The 25,818-nt window shown below is 49.4% G+C and carries 22 protein-coding genes; 6 read left to right on the forward strand and 16 right to left on the reverse strand.

The annotated features are described in order from the left end of the window. Positions 1-249: 249 nt before the first annotated feature. The 12 genes from EAH77_RS18195 to EAH77_RS18250 form a co-directional block, all read right to left on the reverse strand. Entirely contained in the window at positions 250-813 is a 564-nt protein-coding gene (locus EAH77_RS18195; RefSeq protein WP_161985825.1) for a fimbrial protein, read from the reverse strand. 23 nt (positions 814-836) lie between these two features. Continuing rightward, on the reverse strand, positions 837-1,367 hold the full coding sequence (locus tag EAH77_RS18200; RefSeq protein WP_140474233.1) for a fimbrial protein: 531 nt from the start codon (positions 1,365-1,367) through the stop codon (positions 837-839). Positions 1,368-1,421: 54 nt separating this feature from the next. Continuing rightward, entirely contained in the window at positions 1,422-2,042 is a 621-nt protein-coding gene (locus tag EAH77_RS18205; RefSeq protein WP_140474234.1) for a fimbrial protein, read from the reverse strand. Positions 2,043-2,051: 9 nt separating this feature from the next. Continuing rightward, entirely contained in the window at positions 2,052-3,104 is a 1,053-nt protein-coding gene (locus tag EAH77_RS18210) for a fimbrial protein (RefSeq protein ID WP_140474235.1), read from the reverse strand. Positions 3,105-3,106: 2 nt separating this feature from the next. Then, positions 3,107-5,770, reverse strand: a complete 2,664-nt coding sequence (locus EAH77_RS18215; RefSeq protein ID WP_241673491.1) for a fimbria/pilus outer membrane usher protein — start codon at positions 5,768-5,770, stop codon at positions 3,107-3,109. A gap of 48 nt (positions 5,771-5,818) precedes the next feature. Then, the gene (locus EAH77_RS18220) at positions 5,819-6,520 is read right to left on the reverse strand and encodes a fimbria/pilus periplasmic chaperone (RefSeq protein WP_431306778.1); all 702 of its coding nucleotides are present in this window, start codon (positions 6,518-6,520) and stop codon (positions 5,819-5,821) included. A 117-nt stretch (positions 6,521-6,637) separates the two neighbouring features. Beyond that, positions 6,638-7,201: a fimbrial protein gene (locus EAH77_RS18225; protein WP_161985826.1), complete on the reverse strand. Its 564-nt coding sequence runs from the start codon at positions 7,199-7,201 to the stop codon at positions 6,638-6,640. A 471-nt stretch (positions 7,202-7,672) separates the two neighbouring features. Then, on the reverse strand, positions 7,673-8,608 hold the full coding sequence (locus EAH77_RS18230; protein WP_140474238.1) for a LysR family transcriptional regulator: 936 nt from the start codon (positions 8,606-8,608) through the stop codon (positions 7,673-7,675). Positions 8,609-8,814: 206 nt separating this feature from the next. Next, a complete protein-coding gene (locus EAH77_RS18235; protein WP_140474239.1) occupies positions 8,815-9,984 on the reverse strand; it encodes a fimbrial protein in 1,170 nt (389 codons plus the stop codon). 18 nt (positions 9,985-10,002) lie between these two features. After that, positions 10,003-10,719 (reverse strand): fimbrial biogenesis chaperone, encoded by a 717-nt coding sequence (locus tag EAH77_RS18240; RefSeq protein ID WP_140474240.1) that lies wholly within the window; start codon positions 10,717-10,719, stop codon positions 10,003-10,005. 12 nt (positions 10,720-10,731) lie between these two features. Next, a complete protein-coding gene (locus EAH77_RS18245) occupies positions 10,732-13,272 on the reverse strand; it encodes a fimbria/pilus outer membrane usher protein (RefSeq protein WP_241673487.1) in 2,541 nt (846 codons plus the stop codon). Positions 13,273-13,331: 59 nt separating this feature from the next. Next, positions 13,332-13,877, reverse strand: a complete 546-nt coding sequence (locus EAH77_RS18250; protein WP_241673488.1) for a fimbrial protein — start codon at positions 13,875-13,877, stop codon at positions 13,332-13,334. Between the two features lie 446 nt (positions 13,878-14,323). On the opposite strand from EAH77_RS18250, the gene EAH77_RS25255 reads away from it, so the two are divergent. Beyond that, the gene (locus tag EAH77_RS25255) at positions 14,324-14,572 is read left to right on the forward strand and encodes a hypothetical protein (protein ID WP_140474241.1); all 249 of its coding nucleotides are present in this window, start codon (positions 14,324-14,326) and stop codon (positions 14,570-14,572) included. A gap of 254 nt (positions 14,573-14,826) precedes the next feature. Here EAH77_RS25255 and EAH77_RS18265 read toward each other — a convergent pair whose 3' ends face one another. Next, positions 14,827-16,029, reverse strand: coding sequence for an NAD(P)/FAD-dependent oxidoreductase (locus EAH77_RS18265; RefSeq protein WP_140474242.1), 1,203 nt, complete (start codon positions 16,027-16,029; stop codon positions 14,827-14,829). A 332-nt stretch (positions 16,030-16,361) separates the two neighbouring features. On the opposite strand from EAH77_RS18265, the gene pitA reads away from it, so the two are divergent. Further along, a complete protein-coding gene (gene pitA, locus EAH77_RS18270) occupies positions 16,362-17,876 on the forward strand; it encodes an inorganic phosphate transporter PitA (RefSeq protein ID WP_140474243.1) in 1,515 nt (504 codons plus the stop codon). A 95-nt stretch (positions 17,877-17,971) separates the two neighbouring features. Here the strand turns inward: pitA and uspB are convergent, their stop codons facing one another. Then, positions 17,972-18,307: a universal stress protein UspB gene (uspB, locus tag EAH77_RS18275; protein WP_140474244.1), complete on the reverse strand. Its 336-nt coding sequence runs from the start codon at positions 18,305-18,307 to the stop codon at positions 17,972-17,974. A gap of 369 nt (positions 18,308-18,676) precedes the next feature. Between uspB and uspA the strand changes: the two genes are divergently transcribed. Both uspA and EAH77_RS18285 read left to right on the forward strand, forming a co-directional pair. Further along, positions 18,677-19,117 carry a universal stress protein UspA gene (uspA, locus tag EAH77_RS18280; RefSeq protein WP_140474245.1) on the forward strand — a complete coding sequence of 147 codons (441 nt, stop codon included), beginning with the start codon at positions 18,677-18,679 and terminating at the stop codon, positions 19,115-19,117. A gap of 169 nt (positions 19,118-19,286) precedes the next feature. Then, a complete protein-coding gene (locus tag EAH77_RS18285) occupies positions 19,287-20,120 on the forward strand; it encodes a MerR family transcriptional regulator (protein WP_140474246.1) in 834 nt (277 codons plus the stop codon). On the opposite strand, the gene rsmJ is transcribed toward EAH77_RS18285, so the two are convergent. Together rsmJ and prlC are read right to left on the reverse strand one after the other, a co-directional pair. Beyond that, the gene (gene rsmJ / locus EAH77_RS18290; protein ID WP_140474247.1) at positions 20,090-20,836 is read right to left on the reverse strand and encodes a 16S rRNA (guanine(1516)-N(2))-methyltransferase RsmJ; all 747 of its coding nucleotides are present in this window, start codon (positions 20,834-20,836) and stop codon (positions 20,090-20,092) included. The two genes, EAH77_RS18285 and rsmJ, sit on opposite strands and share 31 nt — an antisense overlap. A 14-nt stretch (positions 20,837-20,850) precedes the next feature. Next, complete coding sequence (gene prlC, locus EAH77_RS18295; protein WP_140474248.1) at positions 20,851-22,926, reverse strand: oligopeptidase A; 2,076 nt, start codon at positions 22,924-22,926, stop codon at positions 20,851-20,853. Between the two features lie 298 nt (positions 22,927-23,224). On the opposite strand from prlC, the gene EAH77_RS18300 reads away from it, so the two are divergent. Next, entirely contained in the window at positions 23,225-24,067 is an 843-nt protein-coding gene (locus EAH77_RS18300; protein WP_140474249.1) for a 23S rRNA (adenine(2030)-N(6))-methyltransferase RlmJ, read from the forward strand. A gap of 191 nt (positions 24,068-24,258) precedes the next feature. Then, on the forward strand, positions 24,259-25,611 hold the full coding sequence (gorA, locus tag EAH77_RS18305) for a glutathione-disulfide reductase (protein ID WP_140474250.1): 1,353 nt from the start codon (positions 24,259-24,261) through the stop codon (positions 25,609-25,611). Positions 25,612-25,818 lie beyond the last annotated feature (207 nt).

The following is a 25,818-nucleotide window of genomic DNA, read 5'->3' on the forward strand; positions in this document are numbered from 1 at the left end:
AATCCCAAGAAAACCTATTACCAGCCCGCTTGAATGCGGGCTTTTTATACCCCAAAAAACGTGCAGGAAATAACCTGAGAAATGACTTTACTCGCTATTTAGCGATGAGATAAGACCGAATAGAGTACTGGCCGGTTATACCCAAAAACAACATGAACTGCGTGTAGTCTACGTTCTACTATTGACCGCTGTTAAAAATGGGGGAATTACCGTCACTGCCCCAATGTGTATTTGGGGTGGGAACAGACATCATTTATAATCAATTAAAAATTCCACATGTCCTGAAACCTTACCCACGGTCGCTCTACCGGCAGGGCTGATCATTCTGGCTTTAAGTAAGAATTCACCACCATGGGTTTGACTGTTCACTTCGGTTGTTAATGAATTACCGTTACTTAACTGGGTATTGCTACCCTGTGCGGCAAGTTCGATAGCCACATTCTCTGCCACATCAGGGGAGCTATCGGTCTTAACGGCGCTGTTTTTATAATAAAGCGCGTTTTCCGGGTCCACCTCACCGGTAAAGGTAATGGTGGCACGGGTCATCCGCGTTGGGCAGCGGTCCAGACCGATGGAGAAATTGGTCCATGTCCATGCTGCATTTGATGTCCCTAATACAGCGGCAGGCACCGTGCCTAAGTCCACGCTCTTCCCGTTGCTGCCATCATTATTGATCACCTCGCAGGCGCCCCCGGCAACAATGCCTTTAATAATAACATTGGTGTCATTGGCAAACCCGGGAGCAGAAACGAGCATCAGCGCCAATAACGCCGCAAGCGGATGACGATTGATACACAAAACCGGCCTTAACATAGGAGGCTCCTTAAAAAATGGCATTATTTATAGGTCATCGTCAGGTTAATAATGGCGTATACGTCACCCGGCGTTACGCTGCCTTTGGTGGTGTATAAACGCGCAGAAAGGGGTATATCGATACTGTTATCATCGCTCATCACCCCTTCAATCACATCGAGGTTATGTAACACCTTGGTTCCGCTTTTTAACTCTACGCTGAGCCCGGTGGCTACCGTGTCGCCGGTGGCCATATTTTTAAAACCGTCTTTGTCCAGCTCATCCATCGTGCCGCTGACCGTCACCCCGACCGCCGTCACCCCACCAAAACAGTTGATAAGGCGGATGGATTTTCCGGGCATATCTTTCCAGTCGGTGGCGCTGTCCGCCTGAGCTAAATCCGCCTCATTAATATAAAAATTAAAGGTGAAGTCGGAACCGGCGATGGTGCAGGAAGTTGGGGTGATAGTGAAACTGGTATAAACGTCAACAGTACCGACTTGGTCCGCATTTACACCACCAACGAAGAAACCCGGTATACTGAACAGGAGTATAAAATATAATTTACGAAACATTATGAATATCCGTTATAGGTTGCACTACAGATATAAAATCAATCAAGTCTCTCATTACTTATAGGAAACGACCATATACAAAAAAGCTTCACTTTTGACACTCATTGGAAAATTCGGTTGGGCAGTTGTTATGCGCATTATTCTGAATGTCATTGTCAAATTAAAACTGGTTGATAACGAACCCTCTCTTTGCAATGGTGATATGATCAATGGAGCCCGTGCAGTCCCATCATAACACGCCAAATCAATTGATTTTCCATTTATCATTGCGCTGCCTGTAATGCCGTATGGCATATTAGTCGGCCAACCTTGCCATGAATCATCAGGCCCAGATGACATGGTAGGGGTGAAATAAAAACCACAAGGTGTTAGTGATGTTTTATAAAGAAATGAAGGACCCGGCATTACGAATGACACTTCAACATTGGAATCAACGTCACAATCGCTAAACCGAACGCCAGCATTTACAGCCTGGCTGGTATCCCCGACATTTTGCAATCTGGCCACATCTACATCGCCGAAATTCACCATCAATTGGTTGGTTGATACGGTGCAAGGCTTAACAATGATATCACCGGTATAATGCAGGACAACCTGATTAGGCACATCAGCTTTACCTGCCAGTGGCAGAATAAATAATGCAACAGACAGAAATCCGGATATTAATGACTTCATAATAATCTCTCAGGGGAATTCGATATTCATGGTGACATTGGTGTCAAAGTGCCCACCGGTGATCACATTATTTTCGCTGGCGGTTTTTACGACTTTTGCCAGAACGGAATAATCACCGGTGCCGGACAGCGTACTGCGGTTCACCTGGTCCAGCACAAGTGGAGGCAGGTTAGTATTGGCCCAGGAAAGCTTTATGCCTACCGACTGAAGATTGGTATTAACGATACCGTTGGCCGCATCAGCAAAGCCGTGGGTGGAAGAGAAGGTAATATTCACCGGCGTTGCCGGGTCTGACTCATTGCCACAGATCAGGTACAAACTATAAGGTAGCGTCGCCGCTTTGCCATTACGCACATCTGATTTAGTCAGCGACGGCCAGTTAACGACTGACCCTTGCTTCGATTTTATCCCGCAGGAGCTGACGATATAATTAACGGTTAAATTATCCAGGAATAAGGTGTCATAATAAGGGGTGTATTTTGAGCTCCCCGAGGCGTTATAGGGGATGCCAAAGGACATCTGCGCTACTGATTGTGCAATAGTATACGTTAGCACACCGCTATTATTGGTTGGTATGGAAAAATTTGAGAGTGAAGAAACATCCACTCCGGCAGTGATTATACCATTGGTATTATTGTGCTGAGTATCGGCACCATCCATATAAAACTCACCTTCTCTAGGGTCTCCCGTATTAAAAAACGGCTCAATACCCAATTGAAGTACTCCAGCAGTAACCGGTATTTTCCAGGCAGGATTCCCCAGTGCATCAGTGGATTTATCCAATGTGCTGGCGTGTACAATAGCCTTGTTTGGCATTGCTTGTGAATAATAACTCTCAGTGCAATTCCCCACTCTAATAGGTGAAACACTACTGAAATGAAAATCTCCACGGCTAATAGGATAGTTCATACCAAACTTTGACAAATGAACCGTCATGGAGGCAGAAATATGCGCCGGCGTCACATCACAGGTTGGTGAGGCTAATGCCATCCCGGAGTAAATTAACGGTGCCATGCCAACCAGTGGCAGGTATTTGAGCAACTGTTTTATCTTCTTCAACATGATTATTTCCCCGCAGGCACCGACAGGCAATTAAGCATCAGCGTCAGTAACGTATCTTCAGTTTTATTGATTTTCAGCTGATAATCGGCCGTACATTGCTGATCGCTGCCTTTGCCCCACTGGGCTTTGAGCTGGCCTTTTTCGGCTAATCCGCTGATATAGGTTTCCCCCCCGTCACCGACAATGCCCGTATTCGGCTGATCACTCTCTTCGCTGGCTATTTGCATCACGGTGGCACCAAACGGCACCGGTTTGCCCCCCGCGCGCAATAAGGTGATCATGGCGCGCGCACCGACGTGGGTATTGAATTTTGCCCGCACGACGGCGCCACGTGTCGGGATCACCTCTTTCACGTTGTCGTCGATATCAACATTGGCACCGAGGGTGGTGGTATCCAGGCCTACGCTGTTACGGCGATACGGCGTGGCATAAGGCAGAACTGCATATCCCCGGGAATCGGTAAAGACGGTATTGTCATTGGTGGTACCGACTCCGCCAGCATCAGGGGCGGCAATCAGCACATTGGTTTCCCCCAGAGGTTGAGACAGTGTGATCCCACCGCTGTGGCCAATCACGCCGCCGGATAATCCGTAGTTCCAGCGTTGTGACTCCGGCGAGTAGCTGTACCCCAGGTTGCTGTTACCACGCTGGCCACGGTAGTTAAGGCTGCCGTTGCCCCCCGTGCTGTCGCCCTGATTGCCGGTATTGGTGCTCATATTATAATTAAGACGGTCGTCCATCGCCTGACCGCTCACCCCCGCTTGCTGAGTCACATGACCACTATTGTCATGACTTGAGCTGTAGGTGGCGGAAGCTCCGTGTATCCAGCGATCCAGCGGAATCGAGACATTCAGGGAAACCTGCTTATCCGCGGATTCACCCGGCGTTTGGGTATTGCTGTACGAAATGCTGTAGCTGATACCTCTCCAGCTATTGTTATAACCCGCCTGCGTGGTTTTCTCTTCGCCATCCACGCCCCAGTAATCCTGCATGCTGGCGGAGAGATAGAACGACCCCCAATCTTGCGGTAATGTCTGGGTCACAGAGCCCTGAACCTGGCTGCGTTTATGATGGGAACGGTTATAGTCGTTTGAATCGTCGTCCGTATTATTCATATCCACGGATTCCTGCAGGGTATAAAAGCCACTGGTGGAATAGCGGTAACCCAGCAGGCGGAAATCAGTACCTGTACCAATGAAGGATTTGGCATACAGGAAGCGATAAGACTGCCCTTTCGAAACCTCGCCTTCAGGGAGGTTCGTTTTACTTTGGGTGACGTCGACGGAAACGGCACCGATGTCCCCCATATTTTTACCCGCGCCTAATGCCACCGCGGTGTAATCCTTGCTGCCCTGCGTGCCCCCATACAGCGTTATGCCATGAGAGAACCCACGGATCAGCGTAAACTGACCAAACTCCGGCGTATCATCACCGCCGTTTCCACCGCGGTACTGGCCCGCCGTCAGGCTATATTTGATTCGCCCTTCACGTTGTAAAATCGGTACGGCCGAATACGGCTGAATATAGTGCTGCTCGCTGCCGTCTTCCTCTTTCACCGTAATGTCTAAGTCACCGCTGTCGCCACTGGAATAGAGATCGTTTATTTCAAACGCACCCGGAGAAACATATCCCTGATAGATGGTGTACCCATTTTGCTTGATAGTGACCTGAGCATTTGATTTGGCAATACCACGCACAATCGGGGCAAAGCCCTGCTGACTGTCGGGTAACATTTGATCATCTGACGCCAGTTGTGCACCACGATATTGCGCACTATCAAACACGTCGCTACCTGAGTTGCCATCGCCCATCGTCAGCTGGGATTTAAACGGCACAATACTGCGCTGGACATAGGTATTAATGTTCTGCCATTCACGCACGCCGTTATTGTCGTTCCAGGTGGAGTAATTTCGTACCCGCCACGCGCCAAGGTTGATGCCGTTACGTACGCTGAGGTAATAACTGTCATCCTTGGTTTTATCCGAGTTCGCGTAGGTGTTGGTCGCGTTCGACCCGGTAAAGTTGTAATCGAGCAGGAACGCGGGGATGCCTTCATCCCACAGGGTCGGGTCAACATAGCCGCGCACCGATTTTGAGAGTACGGCCTGTGGAAAACTCAAATTCAAACGCTGTTTCTCGAAATCAAACGCCGCCGAGGAGGAAGGGATCATTGAGATAAAATCAATGCATTCGCTTTCATCAGCAACCACGGAAGGCGTAGCCGGCGCGGTAGCGGTTTGATCCCCTTCTTGCTTCTCAGCGGCCTGCTGAGTCGCCGCTTTTTTGACCAGGGCGAGCAGCTGGGGAACGGCATCCAGTTTTACCCCGTACTGCTTGAGTTGTTCGAGTGTCAGGCAGGGAATTAACCCGTTGCCCTCAGGGTTAACTTTGTCTTTATCAGCATTGAACATGATCTCTTTATGATCAACGGCATCGTTGTTGACATAAATATCGACCATGTATTTCCCGGGGGCCTGGCTATTACCGCTATTAAAAGCGGATAAATCGGAAACCTCCCCAGTCCCCAGGTTTTCAAGCATTTCAGAACTGAATTCATTGCCCGCAAAACTGCTGGAAGCATATGAGATCAGTAATGCCAGAATGGTTAATTTGAAATAAGTCCCTTTAGCAGATAATGGATTAAGGCTCCCTGCCTTTTTTAATATTGCTTTATTTTTCGAGACCATTATCTTTTACCTAATGATTGAGCTTTGTTATTTAACAGCCATATCGATAGATTGGGTTAAGCCACCAAAATCATTGATACATTTGTATTTAACGGTGCTTGCATGGCCTGCCCCTTCGGGGATTTTGTAATGCATCTCCGACTGCGGCAACACCAGATTAGCGTCTTTAATATCTTTGCCATTCACACTCAGATTGTTGAATGAGACTGAATAGGCCGTCGGGTTTTTCACCACGAGATCATTGCCTTGTTGACTCCACTGTAATTTCCCCGGAGAGTCACTGACATTCCCTGCTAAACCAGCAGGCCGATAGAATAGTTTTACGCGGGTTTTAATTGCCATTTGCAGTACGTTCTGCCCATCACCTGCAGCAGGTGCCGGTGGAATAGCTTTAACGTTGACCCAATACACCGACTCTTTGTCGCCAGGCAGTTCCTTGTCACTTTTTTTAATAATACGCAGCATATTCTCTTTATTTGCGTTCAGTCTGAATAAAGGGGGGGTAACCGTAAAGGGCACATTTTTACTGCCACTGGCATCATCAACCCATGACTGAATTAAAAAATACTGCGCGCCACTGCGGTTAATTACCGACAGTGAAGCTTCACGACTGGCAGCATTATAAATAACGCGGGTCGCCCCAACAGCAATACCGCCACTTTCTGCCGCAAATACGCTTTGTGTACAGGCCATGATAAGCATGGCTGCAATAACATTTAATTTTTTCACTTATGGAGCCCTTTAATTAATGGTCTTTATTACCATCGGAGAGATAACCATGCCGTAATGACTACGGCATGGTTATAGAGCTAACTAAAGTAACCAATGATATAGAAGCCGGGTTGATTAGTTATACGTTACAGTAAAGTCAGTGTGACCATTTGCCAGACCCGCAGTAACAGAATCTGCAATAGAAATATAACGTGCGCTGTATGGCAGGATCATTTCAGTTTCAGTAATTTTAATTGCAGTAGTATCGGTATTCAAAGGCAGACCGGTCTGCGTGTTATCAAGAATCTGAATACCAACACCGGTTGCAATTGCCTGACCAGAAGTGTCAGAACCCGCATTAACTGCCAATGAGGTTTTAGCGGTGTCAGCACCGGCACCATTAAAACTTACAGTGGCTTCAAAAGGGGTCGTTCTGTCTACCGTACAGTTGCTCAGAACGATACTGAAAGGCTGGGCAGTAGAAGTATCTCCTTTTTTGGCGAACACAGATGATTTAACAGCGCCCAAATCCACTTTAAGGTTCTGGTTGCTAGCGCTAATTGCACACGGAGTGTTCGTGATGCTACCCGTGAAATCAACTGTTCCATTAGAAGTGTCATAAGCGCTATCGGCCATTGCAGAAGAAGCAAAACCTGCCATAACCAGTGTTAAACATACTGCTGATTTATTAAAAGACATATCATTTCCTTTTCGATACATATGAGGTGAAACATATATTAAAGTCATGGGCGGCTTAATGAAAAATTAGAAATACTAAAAACCCGTCCCGGGAAAATAATATTAATCAATTACGAGCCCATTATTGGAATGCATCATGATTCCGTGAAAGCAAGATAACTCACTTCTAATAGTGAGGATAGCTGGCGTTTTTTAGGGGGGAGGGGCAACCTGCGTAAATCACATTACAATCAGACAGTTAAGGTATATGTTGGCATTTTGAAAGATAACCTAATTCTATATAAAATATCATTCATGGCAATTTAAAACAATTTCTAGCACCAAATTGAACAATTTATTAACAATAAAGATTACCCACACCGTACCAGTGACGATTCAAGTCATTCCTGGGAATGGAAAAAAGAAATAAAAAACCGCACTCTCCTTGCAAAAGAAGAGTGCGGTTTTTTTAATCGCGGGTGTCTTGAGTTATTAGGAACCGAGGTTTTTAATCTTCTTAATCACTTCAATAAACTGCGAGAAGTTGGAATTTTGCATCGCACTTTTATTATAGGTCATATAAAAAATCATTGGTGGTAGTTCAAAAGAACACTCAAGTGCCTTAAGATTATAGCATTCACCAAATTTAGCAAAAAATGTTTCAGTAACAAAACTCACACATTCAGTGACCTCAGTCACTGCAGCATTCACTTCTACAGAACTGCTGGTAAAAAACTTATGGCGATTGCTTTTTACTTCCTCGATCATATCCTGAAAACGCTTTAGCCCCTGGGTATTAATATTTAAAAAGGTAAAACTCTCCCGCCCAAGATCTTCTGTGGTTAATTTATCGTTTAAGCGTGGGTGAGATTTTTCACAAACGGCCAGGACATTCTCCCTCATATATTCCATCGTTACCGTTGCGTTACCATATTGGGGCTTGGTATCGAAAATCACATCGGCTTTGCGGTACGTCAGAACATCTTCGCTGGCGTCCAGTGAAGCATCCGCACTAATATGGACCAGCTCATACGGTAAATTATTTTGGTGAATGACGGAACATATATCCGGTAGAATTCGTTGAGCCGTATAGGGCGAACAATAAACGATGAATTTATTTCTGGTATCAGACTCAGTGAAATTTACCAGGCTATTAACCAAACCACCCAGATCATCACCGATCCGTTCATGTAAAAGAATCGCGACAGTGGTAGGAACCAATCCTTGTCCCTTACGTACAAAAAGAGGGTCTGAGAAATAAGCACGTAACTTATTAAGAGATTGACTCACTGATGATGGGCTGGAGTCCAGCTTATCAGCGGCAATTGAAACACTGCTGTAGATAAATATTGTTTCGAAGACAAATAATAAGTTGAAGTCAAAAGCGTTAATATTTTCGAAGTTATTTATAATTGTGTTGCTGGACATAACCGTTTCCCCATTGTTTCTTTAATGTGCTGCTCAATAGCACCGAAGACACAATGCCGATAGAAAATCTGAGGCATTTCAGATTAATAGTAGTAGATATTTCCACCGAAAACAAAATCAATACCTTCAATGAAACCCATGCCATCACTATGGATGTTTATATGGGAAGGGTATTTGTCTGGTTTTCAGTCAGGGAAATGACGCCCCTAATAGTAAGTAATAGTGATATTCGCTTTGGCAGTAATGCCTCCGGTGAAGCTTTTACCCGCCGAGTCCGTCACCTCTGCTGCGGTTTGTTCTATAGCCGCCTGGAAGTTGGCGGTATTTTTACCCTGCTGCCCAATACCAAGATTTTGTTTAACCCCTGTTCTCACCGTTTTCCCGTCACTGTCATAGAGACCAACCGCAATCCCCTCCAGCTTTTTACCATCGTCTGCATTATGAACCACTAATGAATCGCGGGCGGTAAGTACAGAATTAGCGTCATCAAAGGTGAACTCAACATTATTTGTATAGCTGCTACAGGTGAAATCCATGCCGAAGCGCGTAAGCGGCCCCGTCTGCGGGAAGCTGCCGCTGCTGGTTTTACGATAGGTACCTAAATCGACTGTCTGATGTTTGTTGTCAAGTTTGCAGGACGGTGCAGCCATATAAACGCCGGAGCCCAGTGGTACGTCTACCGTACCAGCACCGTTAAGCCCATCAATCGTAAACGTTAAATGAGCGCCAGGGGGGATCACCGCCTCGGACTGATACTCCATCCAGCCAAGCTTAATCAATTCAGCGCGCATCGACTGAATGGCAAAGTTATATTTTTGATCATATTTATACAGCGTTTTGCCGTCATTATATTGGGCACCAAACTGAACCAGCGTGGTGTCGTTTTTACCATTAACAATGGGGTATTCAACACCAAGGTTTTTTCCGGCCGCCATTTTTGCAGGGGGATAACTGTTAGCCAGCGTTTCCTCATTTATTGACACGGCTTTGATATACATCTTGAGTTTGATGCCGTTATTCGTGGTCTGCGCCTCTCCAGCCCAATCCAGTGCCGTATCATTGACCGCGCTGAGGCTGAGCGAAATTTCCCCGTCAAAGGTTGCAGGAGCATCAAATTCCTGGCCATCTGAAGTGCATGTCAGGCGCATATTCGGCAAAAATTGAGCGTAATCAAGCGATAATAACACCGTGTAATCCGGCGTATTCTGATCTGCGGCAATCGGATTTTCCCGCGTATAAGGGGAGAAAGGCGCTGCGCCCCCGGTGTCGATATCACAATGCAAAACACCGGCCCAGCCCATGGCGGGTACAACCCCCAAAAGAAGTAGCGCTGCGCGTGAAAGTGAAATGGCAATGGGAGCCAACCTGTTTTTCATTTATTAAGCCTTCAAAATTTAGAAAGACTGGTGGAGTACCGCTGACTCACCACCAAAATCATTGATAACTGAATAATTCACCGTTCCTGATTTACCACCTACCCCGGTGGGGAGCAGATAACGTGCTTCACCTTTGGGTGGAACCATCACATTTTTATCCGCGATGGGCTGAGCTTTGCCACCGGAGGAGACAGAAAGTTCAGAGAAACTCGCGGAGTATTCTGTGGGGTTTTTCGCCACTAGCCAGTATTTCCCACCTTCATAGCTGGCCTGCCACTGTAATTTACCCACGGTATCGGCGGGTTTCTCTTTGAGTGCACCTGGCCGGATAAAGATCTTCAGGTGCGTACGCACTGCGACCTGCAACTGGTTTCCTTTGGATTTACTGACCGGCGGTATTTCCTGTATCCATAGCCAGTATACCGATTCACGGTCCTGGGGCAGTTTCCCCGGGATGATCACCATGCGCAATTTGCCTTCGCGGCCAGCGCCAATTTTAAATAGTGGAGGGGTCAGAACCAAAGGCAGGTTTTTATCATTGCCATTGAGATCTTCAATCCACGACTGCACTAAATAGTCCTGAGATTTATCATCATTAATGAGTTTTATGGAGGTCTCTTTATCGCTCTCCAGCGCGACCACGCGTGTCAGCGCCGGGCGTATGGCTGCACTGGCAGCATTCGTTAAGAGCAAGAGACTCATCAGTGCAGCAAGGGTCACTTTAGTCACATTCATAGAACACTCTGTTTAGCGGCAAACCGCATTGATTTGTTGATACCATGGGTCTGAAAGGCCTTTGGCAACGGGTAGAGTAAACTGACACTGGCTATTATTCTCCAGCGTCACATGCAGTGTCGTTTCTCCCTCAGCAAGTACGCCGCTGAGGTACAACAGTCCATTATCAGCGACCATGCCAACCTGCTCTTCTCCTTGCCGGACAGTCGCGCCGAAAGGCGCGGGCTTACCGTTTGCGAGTGATAACCCCACCAGAGCACGGCGTCCTACTTTTGTCTGGAAGCGGCGAACGACCACCGCGCCATGACTTGGAATAACGTTTGAACCGCCTTCCGTCAGTTCAATGTTATCGGCGGCATGGCGGGTATCCAGCGAAAGCGAATTATCGCGATAGGCTGAAATCGACGGCACTACGGCACGTCCCCAACGGTTGGTCGACACCCCAGGCTGCCCTTCCACACTGATATTCTGAGCTCCGGGTGTTTCAATAATCGCAATCGTGTCGCCCAGTTGTTGAGACAACACCACGCCGTGGTTATAGGCCACGACGCCACCAGAAATCCCGGCTGAATACTGGCGGCTATCCTGAGTGACGCTGGCACTGGCATTCATATTAGCCATGCTGTTGCGGTAGGTAACCGATGCCGAAGGCGAATATCCGTTGCTGTCATGCTGTGCTGACAAAGAGTAGTTCATGGCATTGTCCAATTCCGTACCCGATACCGTCGCCATTTGCGATCCACTGGAGTGGTTACCGGAGTTAGTGCTAAACGATAGATTGCGGCTTCTTCTGTCGCCCATATCCAAAGGAACGGAGAAATTGAGTGACAGTTGGCGATCGGGTGCGCTATCCGAGCCGTCATCGGAGTTGGCCTGATAGCTGTAGCTGATGCCTACATTGACCGCTTTAATATTAAAACTGTACCCCATGGTTAAAGAGGTATTGCTGGCGCTTTCGTCGTAATAATTATCGCGCTGAAGCGTCAGGTATCCATTACCGAAATCACCAAGACCTTGATTAAGCGTAGCCTGAAATTCATTTTTGCGATGATGCTGGGTATCGTCATTTCCCCACATTGCGCTCGCATATTCAGGAAAATCTAAAAAATCTCTGGACTGATACCGGTATCCCATCAGCTGCAATGATGTGTCCGTGGTGTCAAAACGACGCGCATAAAGCAGACGCAGCGCCCTGCCACTGGTTCCTGCGGCAGCCTGTTCATCCTCGACACGCATACCTGAAGCAGACTGATGTTTCTCCAGCGCCCAATCCAGCGAGATACTCCCGAGTGAACCGAGATTGAATGCGCCCCCCAGTGCCATGGAGTGATAACCTTCACCCGCCACCACTAAGTCATTGAGGGTTAACTTCTCCCAGCCATATTGCAGACTCCCTTGCGCAACCAGTGGCTGATAGGCAAGTCCGTCATCGCGATAGCGTCCGGCACTCAGACTGTAACGCCAGGTGCCGGGCCTCAGCATATTGGGCAGCGAGGTATAAGGCACCGTGAACTGCTGCTTGCTGCCATCACTCTCTTCTACGGTGACATCTAAATCGGCCCCAATTTGGCCATTGTTCAAATCACTGATCGCAAAGTTACCGGGTGGAACGGTTTTGCTGTAGATAATGTTCCCCCGCTGGCGGATAACAACGCGCGCATTGCTGCGGGCAACCCCACGGATCACCGGCGAATAGCTGAACGTATCCGAAGGCAACATTTGATTATTGGTTTCCAGCGTCATACCCCGAATCGGCAAGATCCCCAGCACATCGCTTGAGGTACTGGCATAAACATCACCGACGGTAAAACGCGAGACCAAAGCAGCGATATCACGCTCGGCATAGGCACGATCGTGGTTTTGTTCCCAGCCCTGCTGGGATTTATTGAACGTATCGAAACTATAGAAGCGCCAGTTACCGAGATTTACACCAGAGTTCAGACTCAAATAAGCCGTATCACTACTCTCAGAATCCCCATCGCGGTTGTCATGGCTATCGGTATGATAAACGTAACCCGAGTAACTCATACGCAGTGCATTCACACCGCGATCCCACAGCGAGGGATCAATCATTTCACGCTGCGAAGCGACATTGGTTGCAGCCTGCGGTGCGGTGATATTAAGTTGCTGCATCGCTTCATCGTACTTAATTGTGCCATCTGGCCATTTTGCTAACAGGTCGTAGCACGCTTCATTACCACTGGTGCCAGATTTATTTAGATGCTGATCCAGTCCCATCTGATGCAATAACGCCATGGTTAAGCATGGAGTGGCATTTTGGGAGTCGTTACCTGTAATAAAATTAATTTTCGTTTTGAACAGAGCTTTGCCGTTTAAAACAATATCAACATTCTTTATTCCGGCTGAAATAGCATTCGGGTGATAAAATTGTTGAGGTATTTCCTGAGTGTCTTTACGTAAAAAATCCGCATCGAATTCTGTATCTTTATTCGCTGGGGGTGTAATGCTCTCACCGGCGAATGATGATAAAGAGAAGAAAGCAGTCAACACAATGAAAGTTCTCAAAATAAAGAATGATTTAAATTTTTTCACAGTGTGCTGCTTCTCATTTTTGTTGAATGTCGACGGTTCTCCTTGCCGTAATAACGTTTTTATTGATAAGTGATATCAATAAATGTCTTGGCGCTGACATTACCGGCAGTCACTGCGGGGGTTGATGCATTGGATTTATATGCCACTTTAAATTTCAGGGAGGTTTTCCCCTCACTTAACTGTTGTTTTTGTGAAGGTGCACCACCGTTAATATCAATCAGCGTAGTCCCATCATTTTCTAAAATGGCGACACCGACACCTGAAGCGGGTGAGGTGCTTGCATTATTCTTTAAGATTTCATTATCCAGTGAATCGGGCGAACCACTGAAAGCAACCTGCGCATTCTTAAATGTTGTGATATCACAATCTTTAAGGTCAACAGTGAAATCGGTCATACCTGCATAACCATTACTCGCAGAAAAAGAAGAGGGTGTTACGGTAGGCAACTCCATCGTTTCCCCTGTTGTCGTCGTGCCACCATTAAAACCATTCAGACTACAGGCTGATGATGTGACCAGCCCGGTAAAGGTAATGTCCCCATCGGAGGCGAAAGAAAAGAGTGGGCAAGCAATTAATGTTACTAGCCCTAACGTTTTAATGTTCAAAATATAATTCCTCATTAATATCAAAAATATCACTGTGGTGTATCCACTTAAAAAACATCACAGCCGCAGCCTTACTGCAGACAAAGTATAGGCTGATTAATCAAAAGATAAATTCCATAATATGAAAGTATTTTTTATAAAAACCAAACATGGAATCATCCTCATCAATGAATTCGAAAGTAATAATTTAATAAATAAAAATATATCTTTAAGGCGGAGTAAATAATTACACCAAAATTTTTTAAATGATTTTCATAAACTAACGTACTGAAAAACAAAAAACATTGTGCGCCTCATCGCGGCAATCATTTACAAAAACAAAAATAATCATTTTAACGCCTGCCCGAAGACGAATGTTAAAATTAATAAATCTTAAATGGACCTACGTGCCGGCGATGAGTTTTCGTCACATAACCGTATGCCCGCACCTAATATGGAAATATAAAATGAATACACTTGTTTTGAGAAATTTTGAAGAATACAAACGTTGGTATTATGAGAACAACCTCTGTATCTGTGATGTTTTTACCGAGGATGAAGTGACAACCTGGATGGAGAACGACAAACCCTCCGAGTACCCATGTATTATCTACCCGATCCCGAAAGAAAAAGAGTCTGGTGTTGATAAGTTCATGTACATTACGTTAAATGAAATCGAAGGATGGTGTCATCTTTTGCGGACGCATGGGAAATAAATAAAGACATTTCAGCCACTCATTGAAAGACTCCGCAGTGGCGTTATCCGCCGGTGTTCCCGGCCGTGAGAAGTCGATCCTAATTCCCCTTTGATACGCCACCTGCCCGGCAGTTTTCCCGCAAATTCAGTGCTGTTATCGGTTTTAAGCCGTGCAGGCAATGGTCGGAATTCTGTTTCTGAATGGAGCAGGATTCTGGGTCAGGGTCACGAATGCGCAGATGCGAAGGTTCTGAAAACGACTCTGTACAAAGTTTATTTTTCCAGAACACTCACCAAATCCTGCGCACAGGCCCACGCGGAGCTCCACGCCCACTGGAAATTGTAACCCCCCAGCCAGCCGGTGACGTCTACCACTTCGCCAATAAAGTACAAACCCGGCACTTTGGCGGCGGCCATGGTTTTTGACGAGAGTGCTTTGGTATCGACACCGCCGAGGGTGACTTCTGCAGTGCGATAGCCCTCGGTGCCGTTCGGCTGCACCTGCCAGTTTTGCAATTGTTCTACCAGCTCTGCCTGCTGTGACGCATGCAGTTGCTTCAGCGTGACGTCCGGCAGTTGGCCGAGGGTTTGCAAACATTCCACCAGCCGCTTAGGCAATTGCATCGCCAGCGTATTCTTCAGGCTTTGGTTGGGGTGCTGCTGACGCTGAGAATCTAAAAACCCCGCCAGGTCTACATCAGGGAGTAAGTTAACGCTCACAAACTCACCTGGCTGCCAATAGCTCGACAGCTGTAAAACGGCCGGGCCTGACATGCCGCGATGAGTAAACAGAATACTTTCGCGAAACACCGTTCCATCTTCGGCGGTCAGGACTGCAGGTACGGAGACACCAGAGAGCGTCTGTATGTGGTCAAGCAGCGGTTTATGTAGCGTAAAAGGCACCAGACCCGCGCGGGTAGGTAACACCTTCAGGCCAAACTGTTCGGCCAGACGGTATCCCCACGGGGAGGCTCCCAGGCCAGGCATCGATAACCCGCCGCTGGCTACCACAAGTGAGTGAGCACTCACAGTTGAGCCATTAACCTTGATATCAAAGCCATTTTCTGTTTTTTCGACACCGGTTATTTCACTGCGCAGACGTATATCAACCAGACCTTTGGCGCATTCGCTTTCCAGCATGGCGACAATTTGCTGCGCCGAATCATCGCAGAACAGTTGGCCGAGGGTTTTCTCATGCCAGGCGATACCGTGCCGGTTGACCATATCGATGAAGTCCCACTGGGTATAACGGGCCAGTGCCGATTTACAAAAGTGAGGGTTCTGCGACAGATAAGCCGCCGGCTCTGCATATAAATTGGTGAAATTGCAGCGCCCACCGCCGGACATCAGAATTTTGCGGCCAATCTTCTTGCCGTTATCCAGCAAAACGACGCGGCGGCCACCCTGGCCTGCAAGCGCTGCGCAGAACAGTCCGGCAGCACCGGCGCCAACGACAACAACATCAACCTGTTCCACTTCGGCCTCACTTTTCTTTCAATCTTTAGCTAGGTTAGCTACGTTTATAGCAGCAGCAGGCGGGAGCAAAAAATTCGCCATTCGCCGCTTCGGGGCGCGATTGTAAGGTGCTAACGGGCCTGAAGCCAGCCAGTAAGCCCGTCGAAATACCAAAGTAAGCAAATGTTTCATCTTTAATGAGCAAATAACGCGTTGATTTAGAAAAGATTAGCCTTAAAAAAGGTAAATAATGACCTGTTTCTAGTCAAAAAAATGTCATATTTTCCTTTTACCGTCCCCCTGTTCTCGCAGATAATGCGCGGCGTTCATGACCACAAACTGGCGTAACAATTATGCTGCATTTATTTGCCGGGTTAGATTTTCATACCGGCTCGTTGTTGATTCTCGCGTTACTGTTTGTGCTGTTCTACGAAGCCATCAACGGCTTTCACGATACGGCTAACGCAGTAGCAACCGTCATCTATACCCGCGCAATGCGCTCGCAACTTGCGGTCGTTATGGCTGGGGTATTTAACTTCTTAGGCGTTATTCTTGGTGGCTTGAGCGTGGCCTACGCCATTGTTCATTTGCTGCCGACTGATCTTTTACTGAATGTCGGTTCCACTCACGGTCTGGCCATGGTGTTCTCCATGTTGCTGGCCGCCATCATCTGGAACCTGGGAACCTGGTACTTCGGCCTGCCGGCCTCCAGTTCTCATACCCTTATTGGTGCCATTATCGGTGTCGGTCTGACCAATGCATTAATCACCCACAGCTCGGTGGTAGATGCATTAAACATTCCGAAGATGATCGGTATTTTCGCGTCATTGATCATTTCACCGCTGGTCGGGATGATAATGGCCGGAGCCATGATTTTCGTGCTGCGCCGCTACTGGAGCGGAACCAAAAAACACGCGCGTATTCACCTGACGCCAGCTGAACGTGAAAAGAAAGACGGTAAAAAGAAGCCGCCCTTCTGGACCCGCATCGGTCTGATTCTGTCAGCCATTGGGGTCAGCTTCTCGCACGGCGCCAATGACGGTCAGAAAGGCATTGGTCTGATCATGTTGGTGCTGATTGGCGTAGCACCTGCGGGCTTTGTGCTGAACATGAGCGCCACCGGTTACGATATCACCCGTACCCGCGACGCCGTTACGCACTTGCAACAGTACTATCAGCAGCATAGTAACGCCCTGCCGCACATCGTGGCGATGACGCCGCTGGTGCAAACGCCAGATGAATCTGCAGCGGCAGTCGCAGATTCGCAGAAGGAAAAAGTGTTCCATTGCGACAGTTCGCATGCACTGGACGCGATTGACCGTACGCAGGTGTTACTGGCGAATCTGCAATCCTACAGCGACCTGTCACCGGAGCAACGCAGCCATATGCGTCGCCTGCTGATGTGCGCTGCGGATACTGCCGATAAAGCCGCCAAGCTGGAAGAAACCACCCCGGCTGACAAACGCTTTCTTGGTGAGCTGAAAGGCGACATTCTGCAAACCGTAGAATATGCCCCGATCTGGATCATCATCGCTGTTGCCCTGGCGTTGGCACTGGGTACCATGATTGGCTGGAAGCGCGTTGCGACCACCATCGGTGAAAAAATTGGCAAGAAAGGCATGACTTATGCACAAGGGCTATCGGCGCAGTTAACTGCCGCCGTGTCGATTGGTGTGGCCAGTTATACCGGAATGCCAGTGTCCACCACCCACGTTCTCTCATCTGCAGTGGCCGGTACTATGTTGGTAGACGGCGGCGGTGTGCAGAGCAAAACGGTGAAAAACATCGCGATGGCATGGATCTTAACCCTGCCAGTCTCGATTGTGCTTTCCGGTGGGCTGTATTGGATCGCGCTGAAACTGATTTAAGTCTGATGACGTGATGTAAAAAAGGCGGCTATTCATAGGAATAAGCCGCCTTTTTATTTGCCTTGCCTCTTCACCACACCCTCCATAGCCGGTTTTCAATACCAGATTATCATCGCCAACATACAGACCAAAATGAGCCCACACAGGCATGTCGTCAGCATAAACTGCCCGCGAACCCGCTCACAGCGTCGGATAAACTCGGGGTCATGATGATCGCTATAGCGCTGGGCATAGATGTATCGCACCAGTCTGATTTGCTTACTCGGTTGTCCGTGAGCCGTGAAAAAACCACCGCCATCGACATACTGATAAAGCAAAGGATCGCACCCGCGTAACACCACCAGTAATGCCCGCAATGAAGAGTAGTAACGCAGCATATTGACGACGCAGACAAAACATAAGGCCCAAAACAGCGCAACGGGACTGATCATAATTCCCCCTCAAGACGAATTTACCACGCACAGTGCCGCCTTAAATATGACGCCTGTTCGCCGCTTCGCCCTACGACCTAAGACATCTCACCCCCCGGGTAAAAGTGCACCCGCCCACCCTGTCGTCACAATAAAAACCAGAGACGTCTGGCACACAACGCCGGTCCCTTAATATTCAGTGTAGGAAACGAAATAAAAAAGGGGGGCTGCATCTTCATATTATTTACGTCTATGGATTTGCATCAGAATCACTTTCTGGAAACGGGGTGACCGGCTTGATTTCTCACGCCCTTTTAGCGCTATACTTAAAAAATGAAGATCGTATGATACTGATATCGCTATTCGCTGACCTATGGAAGGAGTTTTCTTATGTCTTACAAACACATACTCATTGCGGTTGATTTGTCCCCCGAAAGCAAAGTGCTGGTCGAAAAAGCAGTCTCCATGGCGCGCCCCTATAACGCCAAAGTGTCGCTGATCCATGTTGATGTTAACTACTCCGATTTATACACTGGTCTGATTGATGTCAATCTGGGCGACATGCAGAAACGTATTTCTGAAGAAACCCACCACGCGCTGACTGAACTGTCGCAAAATGCGGGCTACCCGATTTCAGAAACCCTGAGCGGCAGCGGTGATTTAGCGCAAGTGTTGGTGGATGCCATTAATAAATACAGCGTCGATTTAGTGCTGTGTGGCCATCATCAGGACTTCTGGAGCAAACTGATGTCTTCAGCACGTCAATTGATTAACACCGTTCATATCGATATGCTGATTGTTCCGCTGCGTGACGAAGAAGACGCCGAATAATGTCTGAAAGACGGCATGGAAAAGGGGATGCCACGGCATCTCCTTTTGTTTTGTATCATTGAAATTTTTTAAAACATTCACAAAACTAATGAATGAGCTATACAAAATCAGGAATTTCTTTTATAGCTAGGGGAGGTATCTCTCAGGCAAAAAGGAACTGTCAGACGTCATGGCGACATACGATATCGACACCACCGCCCAGCTCTGCGGCGTACACCCCATTACCTTGCGCACCTGGCAGCGTCACGGATTAATCAAACCGCACCGTACCCCACAAGGCCAGCGCCTCTACAGCGACGACGATCTGTCACAGATTCATGTGATCCTCGACTGGGTAAACCGTGGCGTACCACTCGGCCAGATCCGCAGCCGGATCCTGGGCGAAACCACTGAATGTCTCAATGGCTGGCGGGAGATTCAGGCTGAAATCCTCACCTGTCTCGACCATTTCGATGCCGACAAATTACGCCGCATTACCTGGCGCTGCGGCCGCGAATACCCGCCTGCCAATCTGGTGAATGACGTGTTTCGTCCGCTGCGCCGTTTTCTGGCCTCCAGCAAACACCCGCTGATGAAACAACAACTCGGCCTGCTCGACGGCACCATCATCGAGTATTCGGCTTTTATCCTCACCACGTCACGAAAGAAAGGCTTGCCCCGCATATTGCTGATGGCGATGCACATCCGCGACCCGCTGGAAATGTGGCTGGAAGCCATGTCACTGGCAGGGGAAGGCTTACGGGTGGAAGTGATCTCTGCCACCATTGCCGAACCGGATCTGTCGCGCTTTAACATGCAACATTATGTGATTTGGTCAGATAAACGCCTGAACGAACGCCAGCAGGCGCTGTTTCATGGATGGGAAGCGGAAGGTTTGCCGGTCATGCTGGTCGGCCATGTGACGCAGTTGCCAGTGGCGGCGGTGAAGCCACAACCGGCGAACGTCGATACGGCCTTGATTGAGAAATTGTTTTATAACGGTGTGTATATATCGAACCGGTGACTTTTGGTGGTCAGGGCAGCTTGCGCGGGGGTATCGGCCATCGGTGGCGCATAGTCTGGCCGTTTAACGACAATCCGCTTGGTCGCCAGACGACGTGCGGGTTCCAGCAAGCCATCTGCATCCGCATCCGGGCCCACTAACCCCTGGAATACCCGCATCTCTTTCTTCACCAGCGCACTTTTCTGTTTATGCGGATACATCGGATCAAGGTACACCACCTCCGGTTTTGGCGTCAGGTCCGCCAGTGCCGTCAGGCTGGATGCATGTAACAGCGTCATACGTTCACGCAGCCACGGGCCGATTTCCGCATCGCGATAACCGCGCGCCAGGCCATCATCCAGCAGCGCAGCCACCACCGGGTTACGCTCAAGCATCCGCACGTGACAGCCAAGCGACGCCAGTACGAAGGCGTCACGCCCCAGCCCCGCCGTCGCATCGACCACATTGGGCCGGTATCCGCCTTTGATGCCAACGGCTTTTGCCACGGCTTCACCACGACCGCCGCCAAACTTACGCCGGTGTGCCATAGTGCCACCGACAAAATCGACATAAATCGCGCCCAGTTTAGGCTCATCGCGCTTTCGCAACTCAAGACGTTCAGGCGTCAGCACCAGCGCCATCACGGCGTCGCTATCTGACGTCAGGTTCCAGCGTTCGGCCAGAATAGATAAGGCGCCTGCATCGGCGCCTTCTTCACAAATTAAACAGACACTCACGGGGTGACGTTTCCTCAGGCAGGCTCTTTCGTGCCGCTCTCTTTAATACCGTAATGACGCAGCATAGCATCCAGCTGAGGTTCACGCCCACGGAAGCGTTTGAACAGCTCCATCGGCTCTTCCGAACCGCCACGTGACAAAATGTTGTCGAGGAAAGACTGCCCGGTTTGTCGATTGAAAATCCCTTCTTCTTCGAAGCGCGAATAGGCATCAGCAGAGAGCACTTCCGCCCACAGGTAGCTGTAATATCCGGCCGCATAACCGCCCGCAAAAATATGGCTGAATGCGTGGGGGAAACGGCCCCAGCTTGGTGATGGCACCACGGCAACCTGCTTTTTGATCTCCGCCAGCGTCTGCAAAATCTGCGCGCCTTTGGCCGGGTCATACTCGGCATGCATACGGAAGTCGAACAGGCCGAACTCCAGTTGACGCAGAATAAACAACGCAGCCTGATAGTTTTTGGCGGCCAGCATTTTATCCAGCATCTCTTTCGGCAGCGGTTCACCGGTTTCAAAATGGCCGGAGATAAACGCCAGCGCATCCGGTTCCCAACACCAGTTTTCCATAAACTGACTTGGCAGTTCGACCGCATCCCACGCCACACCGGAAATACCGGCCACGCCTGCAGTGTCGATTTTGGTCAGCATATGGTGCAGACCGTGGCCAAATTCGTGGAACAGCGTGGTGACTTCGTTGTGGGTAAACAGCGCCGGTTTGTTGCCAACCGGACCGTTAAAGTTACAGGTCAGATAAGCGACCGGTTTTTGCACTTCACCGTTGGCTTTACGCAGGCTACCGGCACAGTCGTTCATCCAGGCACCGCCGCGTTTATGCTCACGCGCATACAGGTCGAGATAGAAGCTGCCGCGCAGCTCACCGGACTCATCGAACAGGTCGAAGAAACGCACATCTTTGTGCCAGATTTCAACGTCAGTGCGCTCTTTGGCCGTGATGCCGTAAATACGATTCACGACTTCAAACAGCCCTTCCAGCGCGCGCTGTTCGGGGAAGTACGGCCGCAGCTGTTCGTCATTAATAGAGAACAGATGCTGTTTCTGTTTTTCGCCGTAGAACGGCAGGTCCCAGGCTTCCATTGCATCCACGCCATAATGCGTTTTGGCGAAAGCGCGCAGTTGGGCCAGCTCCTGCTCCGCCTGAGGGCGGGCGCGTTTGGCGAGGTCATTGAGGAAGTCGATCACCTGCGAGGTGTTTTCAGCCATTTTGGTGGCAAGTGACATATCAGCGAACGAGGCAAAGCCCAGCAGTTCTGCCAGTTCGTGGCGCAGCGCCAGCGTTTCGGCCATCACCGCGCTGTTGTCCCATTTCCCGGCATTCGGCCCCTGGTCTGACGCACGGGTCAGGAAGGCGCGGTACATCTCTTCACGCAGTTCACGGTTTACACCGTAGGTCATGACCGGCAGATAGCTTGGGATATCCAGCGTTAATAGCCAGCCCTCCTGCTCTTTCGATTCGGCCAGCGCTTTGGCCGCCGCCAACGCACTTTCCGGCAACCCCTCTAAATCAGCAACGTCGGTGATAAGTTTGCTCCAACCCATGGTGGCATCAAGCACGTTGTTGCTGTAGGTCGAACCTAACTCAGACAAGCGGGCGGAGATCTCACCGTAGCGTTTCTGTTTCTCCGGGGGTAGACCAATCCCTGACAGCTCGAAGTCACGCAGCGCGTTGTCCACGGCTTTCTTCTGCGCCAGCGTCAGTTGGCCATAGTGCTCGCCCTCTTTCAGGTCGCGGTAGGCGTTGTACAGACCGGCGTGTTGCCCTACCCAGGTGCTGAATTCGGAGATGATCGGCAGGCACTGTTCGTAGGCTTCACGCAACTCAGGGCTGTTTTTCACCGCATTCAGATGCCCGACCGGTGACCAGATACGGCTCAGGCGATCGTCGCTTTCCGCCAGCGGCTGGCACAAGGTTTCCCAGTTGAAAGGGCCGGATTGCGCCACCACCTTTTCAACCGTCTGGCGGCACGCTTCAATAGCCGATTGCATGGCAGGAACGATATGTTCAGGGCGAATCGCAGAAAACGGCGGCAGGGTAAAGTCTTGCAAAAGCGGATTGGTTGAAGCTGTAGTCATAGGGAGGTCCTGTTGTTGTGTGCATGATGCGCGTGGCGCTGGCTTCGGCTCTTCGCGCAACACACCGGGAATGAGGGTCTTCTTAAAGATGACGTAACTTCTAACATGCGGTCAAGGGGTGGGAAAATCAATGGGTGTTGGGATCTGGTTAGGTTGTGGCTAACAGACGGTTTATACTAAGCCGCATTAAAGGCGCGCCGTTTTCAGCGGCAGCCTGCATCACTATCCAGGCACAGTATAAATTTTCGGTAACCCACTGATTTTACTGTCTACATTCATTATTCGGAAACGTAAATCCATGCTGAGTTACCGCCACAGTTTTCACGCTGGCAACCACGCCGACGTCCTCAAACATACCGTTCAGAGCCTGATCATTGAATCTCTGAAAGAAAAAGATAAACCTTTCCTGTATCTCGACACCCACGCCGGTGCCGGTCGCTACCTGTTGAGCGGTGAACACGCCGAACGCACGGGCGAATATATGGAAGGCATTGCACGCATCTGGCAGCGCGAAGATCAACCCGCCGAGCTGGCTCCTTACATGTCGGTCATCAAATATTTCAACCGCAACGAGAATCTGCGTTACTACCCAGGCTCACCGCTCATCGCCCGCCAGTTGCTGCGTGAAGATGACAAACTGCACATGACCGAACTGCACCCGAGCGACTTCCCGCTGTTGCGTAATGAGTTCCAGAAAGATAGCCGTGCGAAAGTCTTGCGCGAAGACGGTTATCAGCAGATTAAAGCCCAGCTGCCGCCTCTCTCACGCCGTGGCCTGATCCTGATGGACCCGTCATATGAGCTGAAAACCGATTATCAGGACGTGGTAAAAGGCATCCAGGAAGGCTACAAACGTTTTGCCACTGGCACTTACGCCCTGTGGTATCCCGTGGTGCTGCGTCAGCAGATCAAAAAAATGCTGCGTGAGCTCGAAGCGACCGGCATCCGCCGCATTCTGCAAATCGAACTGGGCGTGCGCCCGGACAGAGATCAGCGCGGTATGACCGCCTCGGGGATGATCGTGATTAACCCGCCATGGAAACTCGAGCAGCAAATGAACACCGTTCTACCCTGGCTGCTCGAAACGCTGGTGCCTTCCGGTACCGGCCATCAGTTGGTCAAATGGGTCGTTCCTGAGTAAATCCTCGCTGATATTTCCCGCTTAGTCATGCCAGAGCCGCTTATCCAAAGGCTCTGGCTATCAAACCTATCGCAATCATCGTTCCAAACTTTGCGACAAACTCAATTCCCACGTTAAACTCTTAGGCAATTATGTAGATTAGCGACGCTGGTATTGGCGTTCTTCATTTTTCAAAATTCATGGAAAATCCGATGACCAAACATTATGACTATCTGGCAATTGGCGGCGGCAGCGGCGGTATCGCATCAATTAACCGTGCTGCCATGTATGGGCAAAAATGTGCGCTGATCGAAGCGAAAGAGCTCGGCGGCACCTGCGTCAATGTGGGTTGTGTACCGAAAAAAGTGATGTGGCATGCGGCGCAAATCGCTGAAGCTATCCGTAACTACGGCCCGGATTACGGCTTTGATACCACCGTCAACAGCTTCAACTGGAAGACGCTGGTTGCCAACCGCACCGCGTACATCGACCGCATCCACACCTCGTACGACAACGTGCTGGGCAAAAACAACGTTGACGTGATCAAAGGTTTCGCGCGCTTCGTTGACGATCATACCGTGGAAGTCAACGGCGAGAAGATCACCGCGGATCACATCCTGATCGCCACCGGCGGTCGCCCGAGCCACCCGAACATTCCGGGTGCGGAATACGGTATCGACTCCGACGGTTTCTTTGATTTGACCGAAATGCCGAAACGCGTTGCGGTGGTTGGCGCCGGTTACATCGCGGTAGAAATCGCCGGTGTGATGAATGCACTGGGTTCTGAAACCCATCTGTTTGTGCGTAAACACGCACCACTGCGTACTTTCGACCCGTTAATCGTCGAGACCCTGCTGGAAGTGATCAACACCGAAGGCCCGGCGCTGCATACCGAATCGATTCCAAAAGAAGTGGTGAAAAATGCCGACGGCAGCCTGACCCTGAAGCTGGAAAACGGTAAAGAGTTTGAAGTCGACAGCCTGGTCTGGGCGATTGGCCGCGAACCGGAAACCGACAACTTCAACCTGAAAGCGACCGGTGTGAAAACCAACGCCAAAGGCTACATTGAAGTCGATAAATTCCAGAACACCAGCGTCAAAGGTATCTACGCCGTGGGCGATAACACCGGCGCAGTTGAACTGACACCCGTAGCCGTGGCGGCGGGCCGCCGCCTGTCTGAACGCCTGTTCAACAACAAGCCTGACGAACATCTGGATTACAGCAACATCGCCACCGTGGTGTTCAGCCATCCGCCAATCGGCACCGTGGGCCTGACTGAGCCTCAGGCGATTGAGCAGTACGGCGCAGACAACGTGAAAGTCTACAAATCGGCATTCACCGCGATGTATACCGCCGTGACGAAACACCGCCAGCCGTGCCGCATGAAGCTGGTGTGCGTCGGTGCTGAGGAGAAAATCGTCGGTATCCACGGTATCGGCTATGGCATGGACGAAATGCTGCAAGGCTTCGCCGTGGCCGTCAAAATGGGCGCGACCAAGAAAGACTTCGACAACACCGTGGCGATCCACCCCACCGGCGCGGAAGAATTCGTTACCATGAGATAACCGCGTCGTTATGACGCCGCTAAAAATAAAGGCTTTAGATCTTTGGATCTGAAGCCTTTTTTGTCAGCATAAGCATGGAGGGAGAGTGTTTCATATATTATATAAGAAACAATGTCATACCGTGTTCATTACTCATGACGAGTGAATGTCATCACGGCATAAATAAATTTGAATGTTTACCCTATCCATTATCAGCTAGCTGAGTGC

Source organism: Ewingella americana (assembly GCF_006438725.1).
Lineage (GTDB): Bacteria > Pseudomonadota > Gammaproteobacteria > Enterobacterales > Enterobacteriaceae > Ewingella > Ewingella americana_A.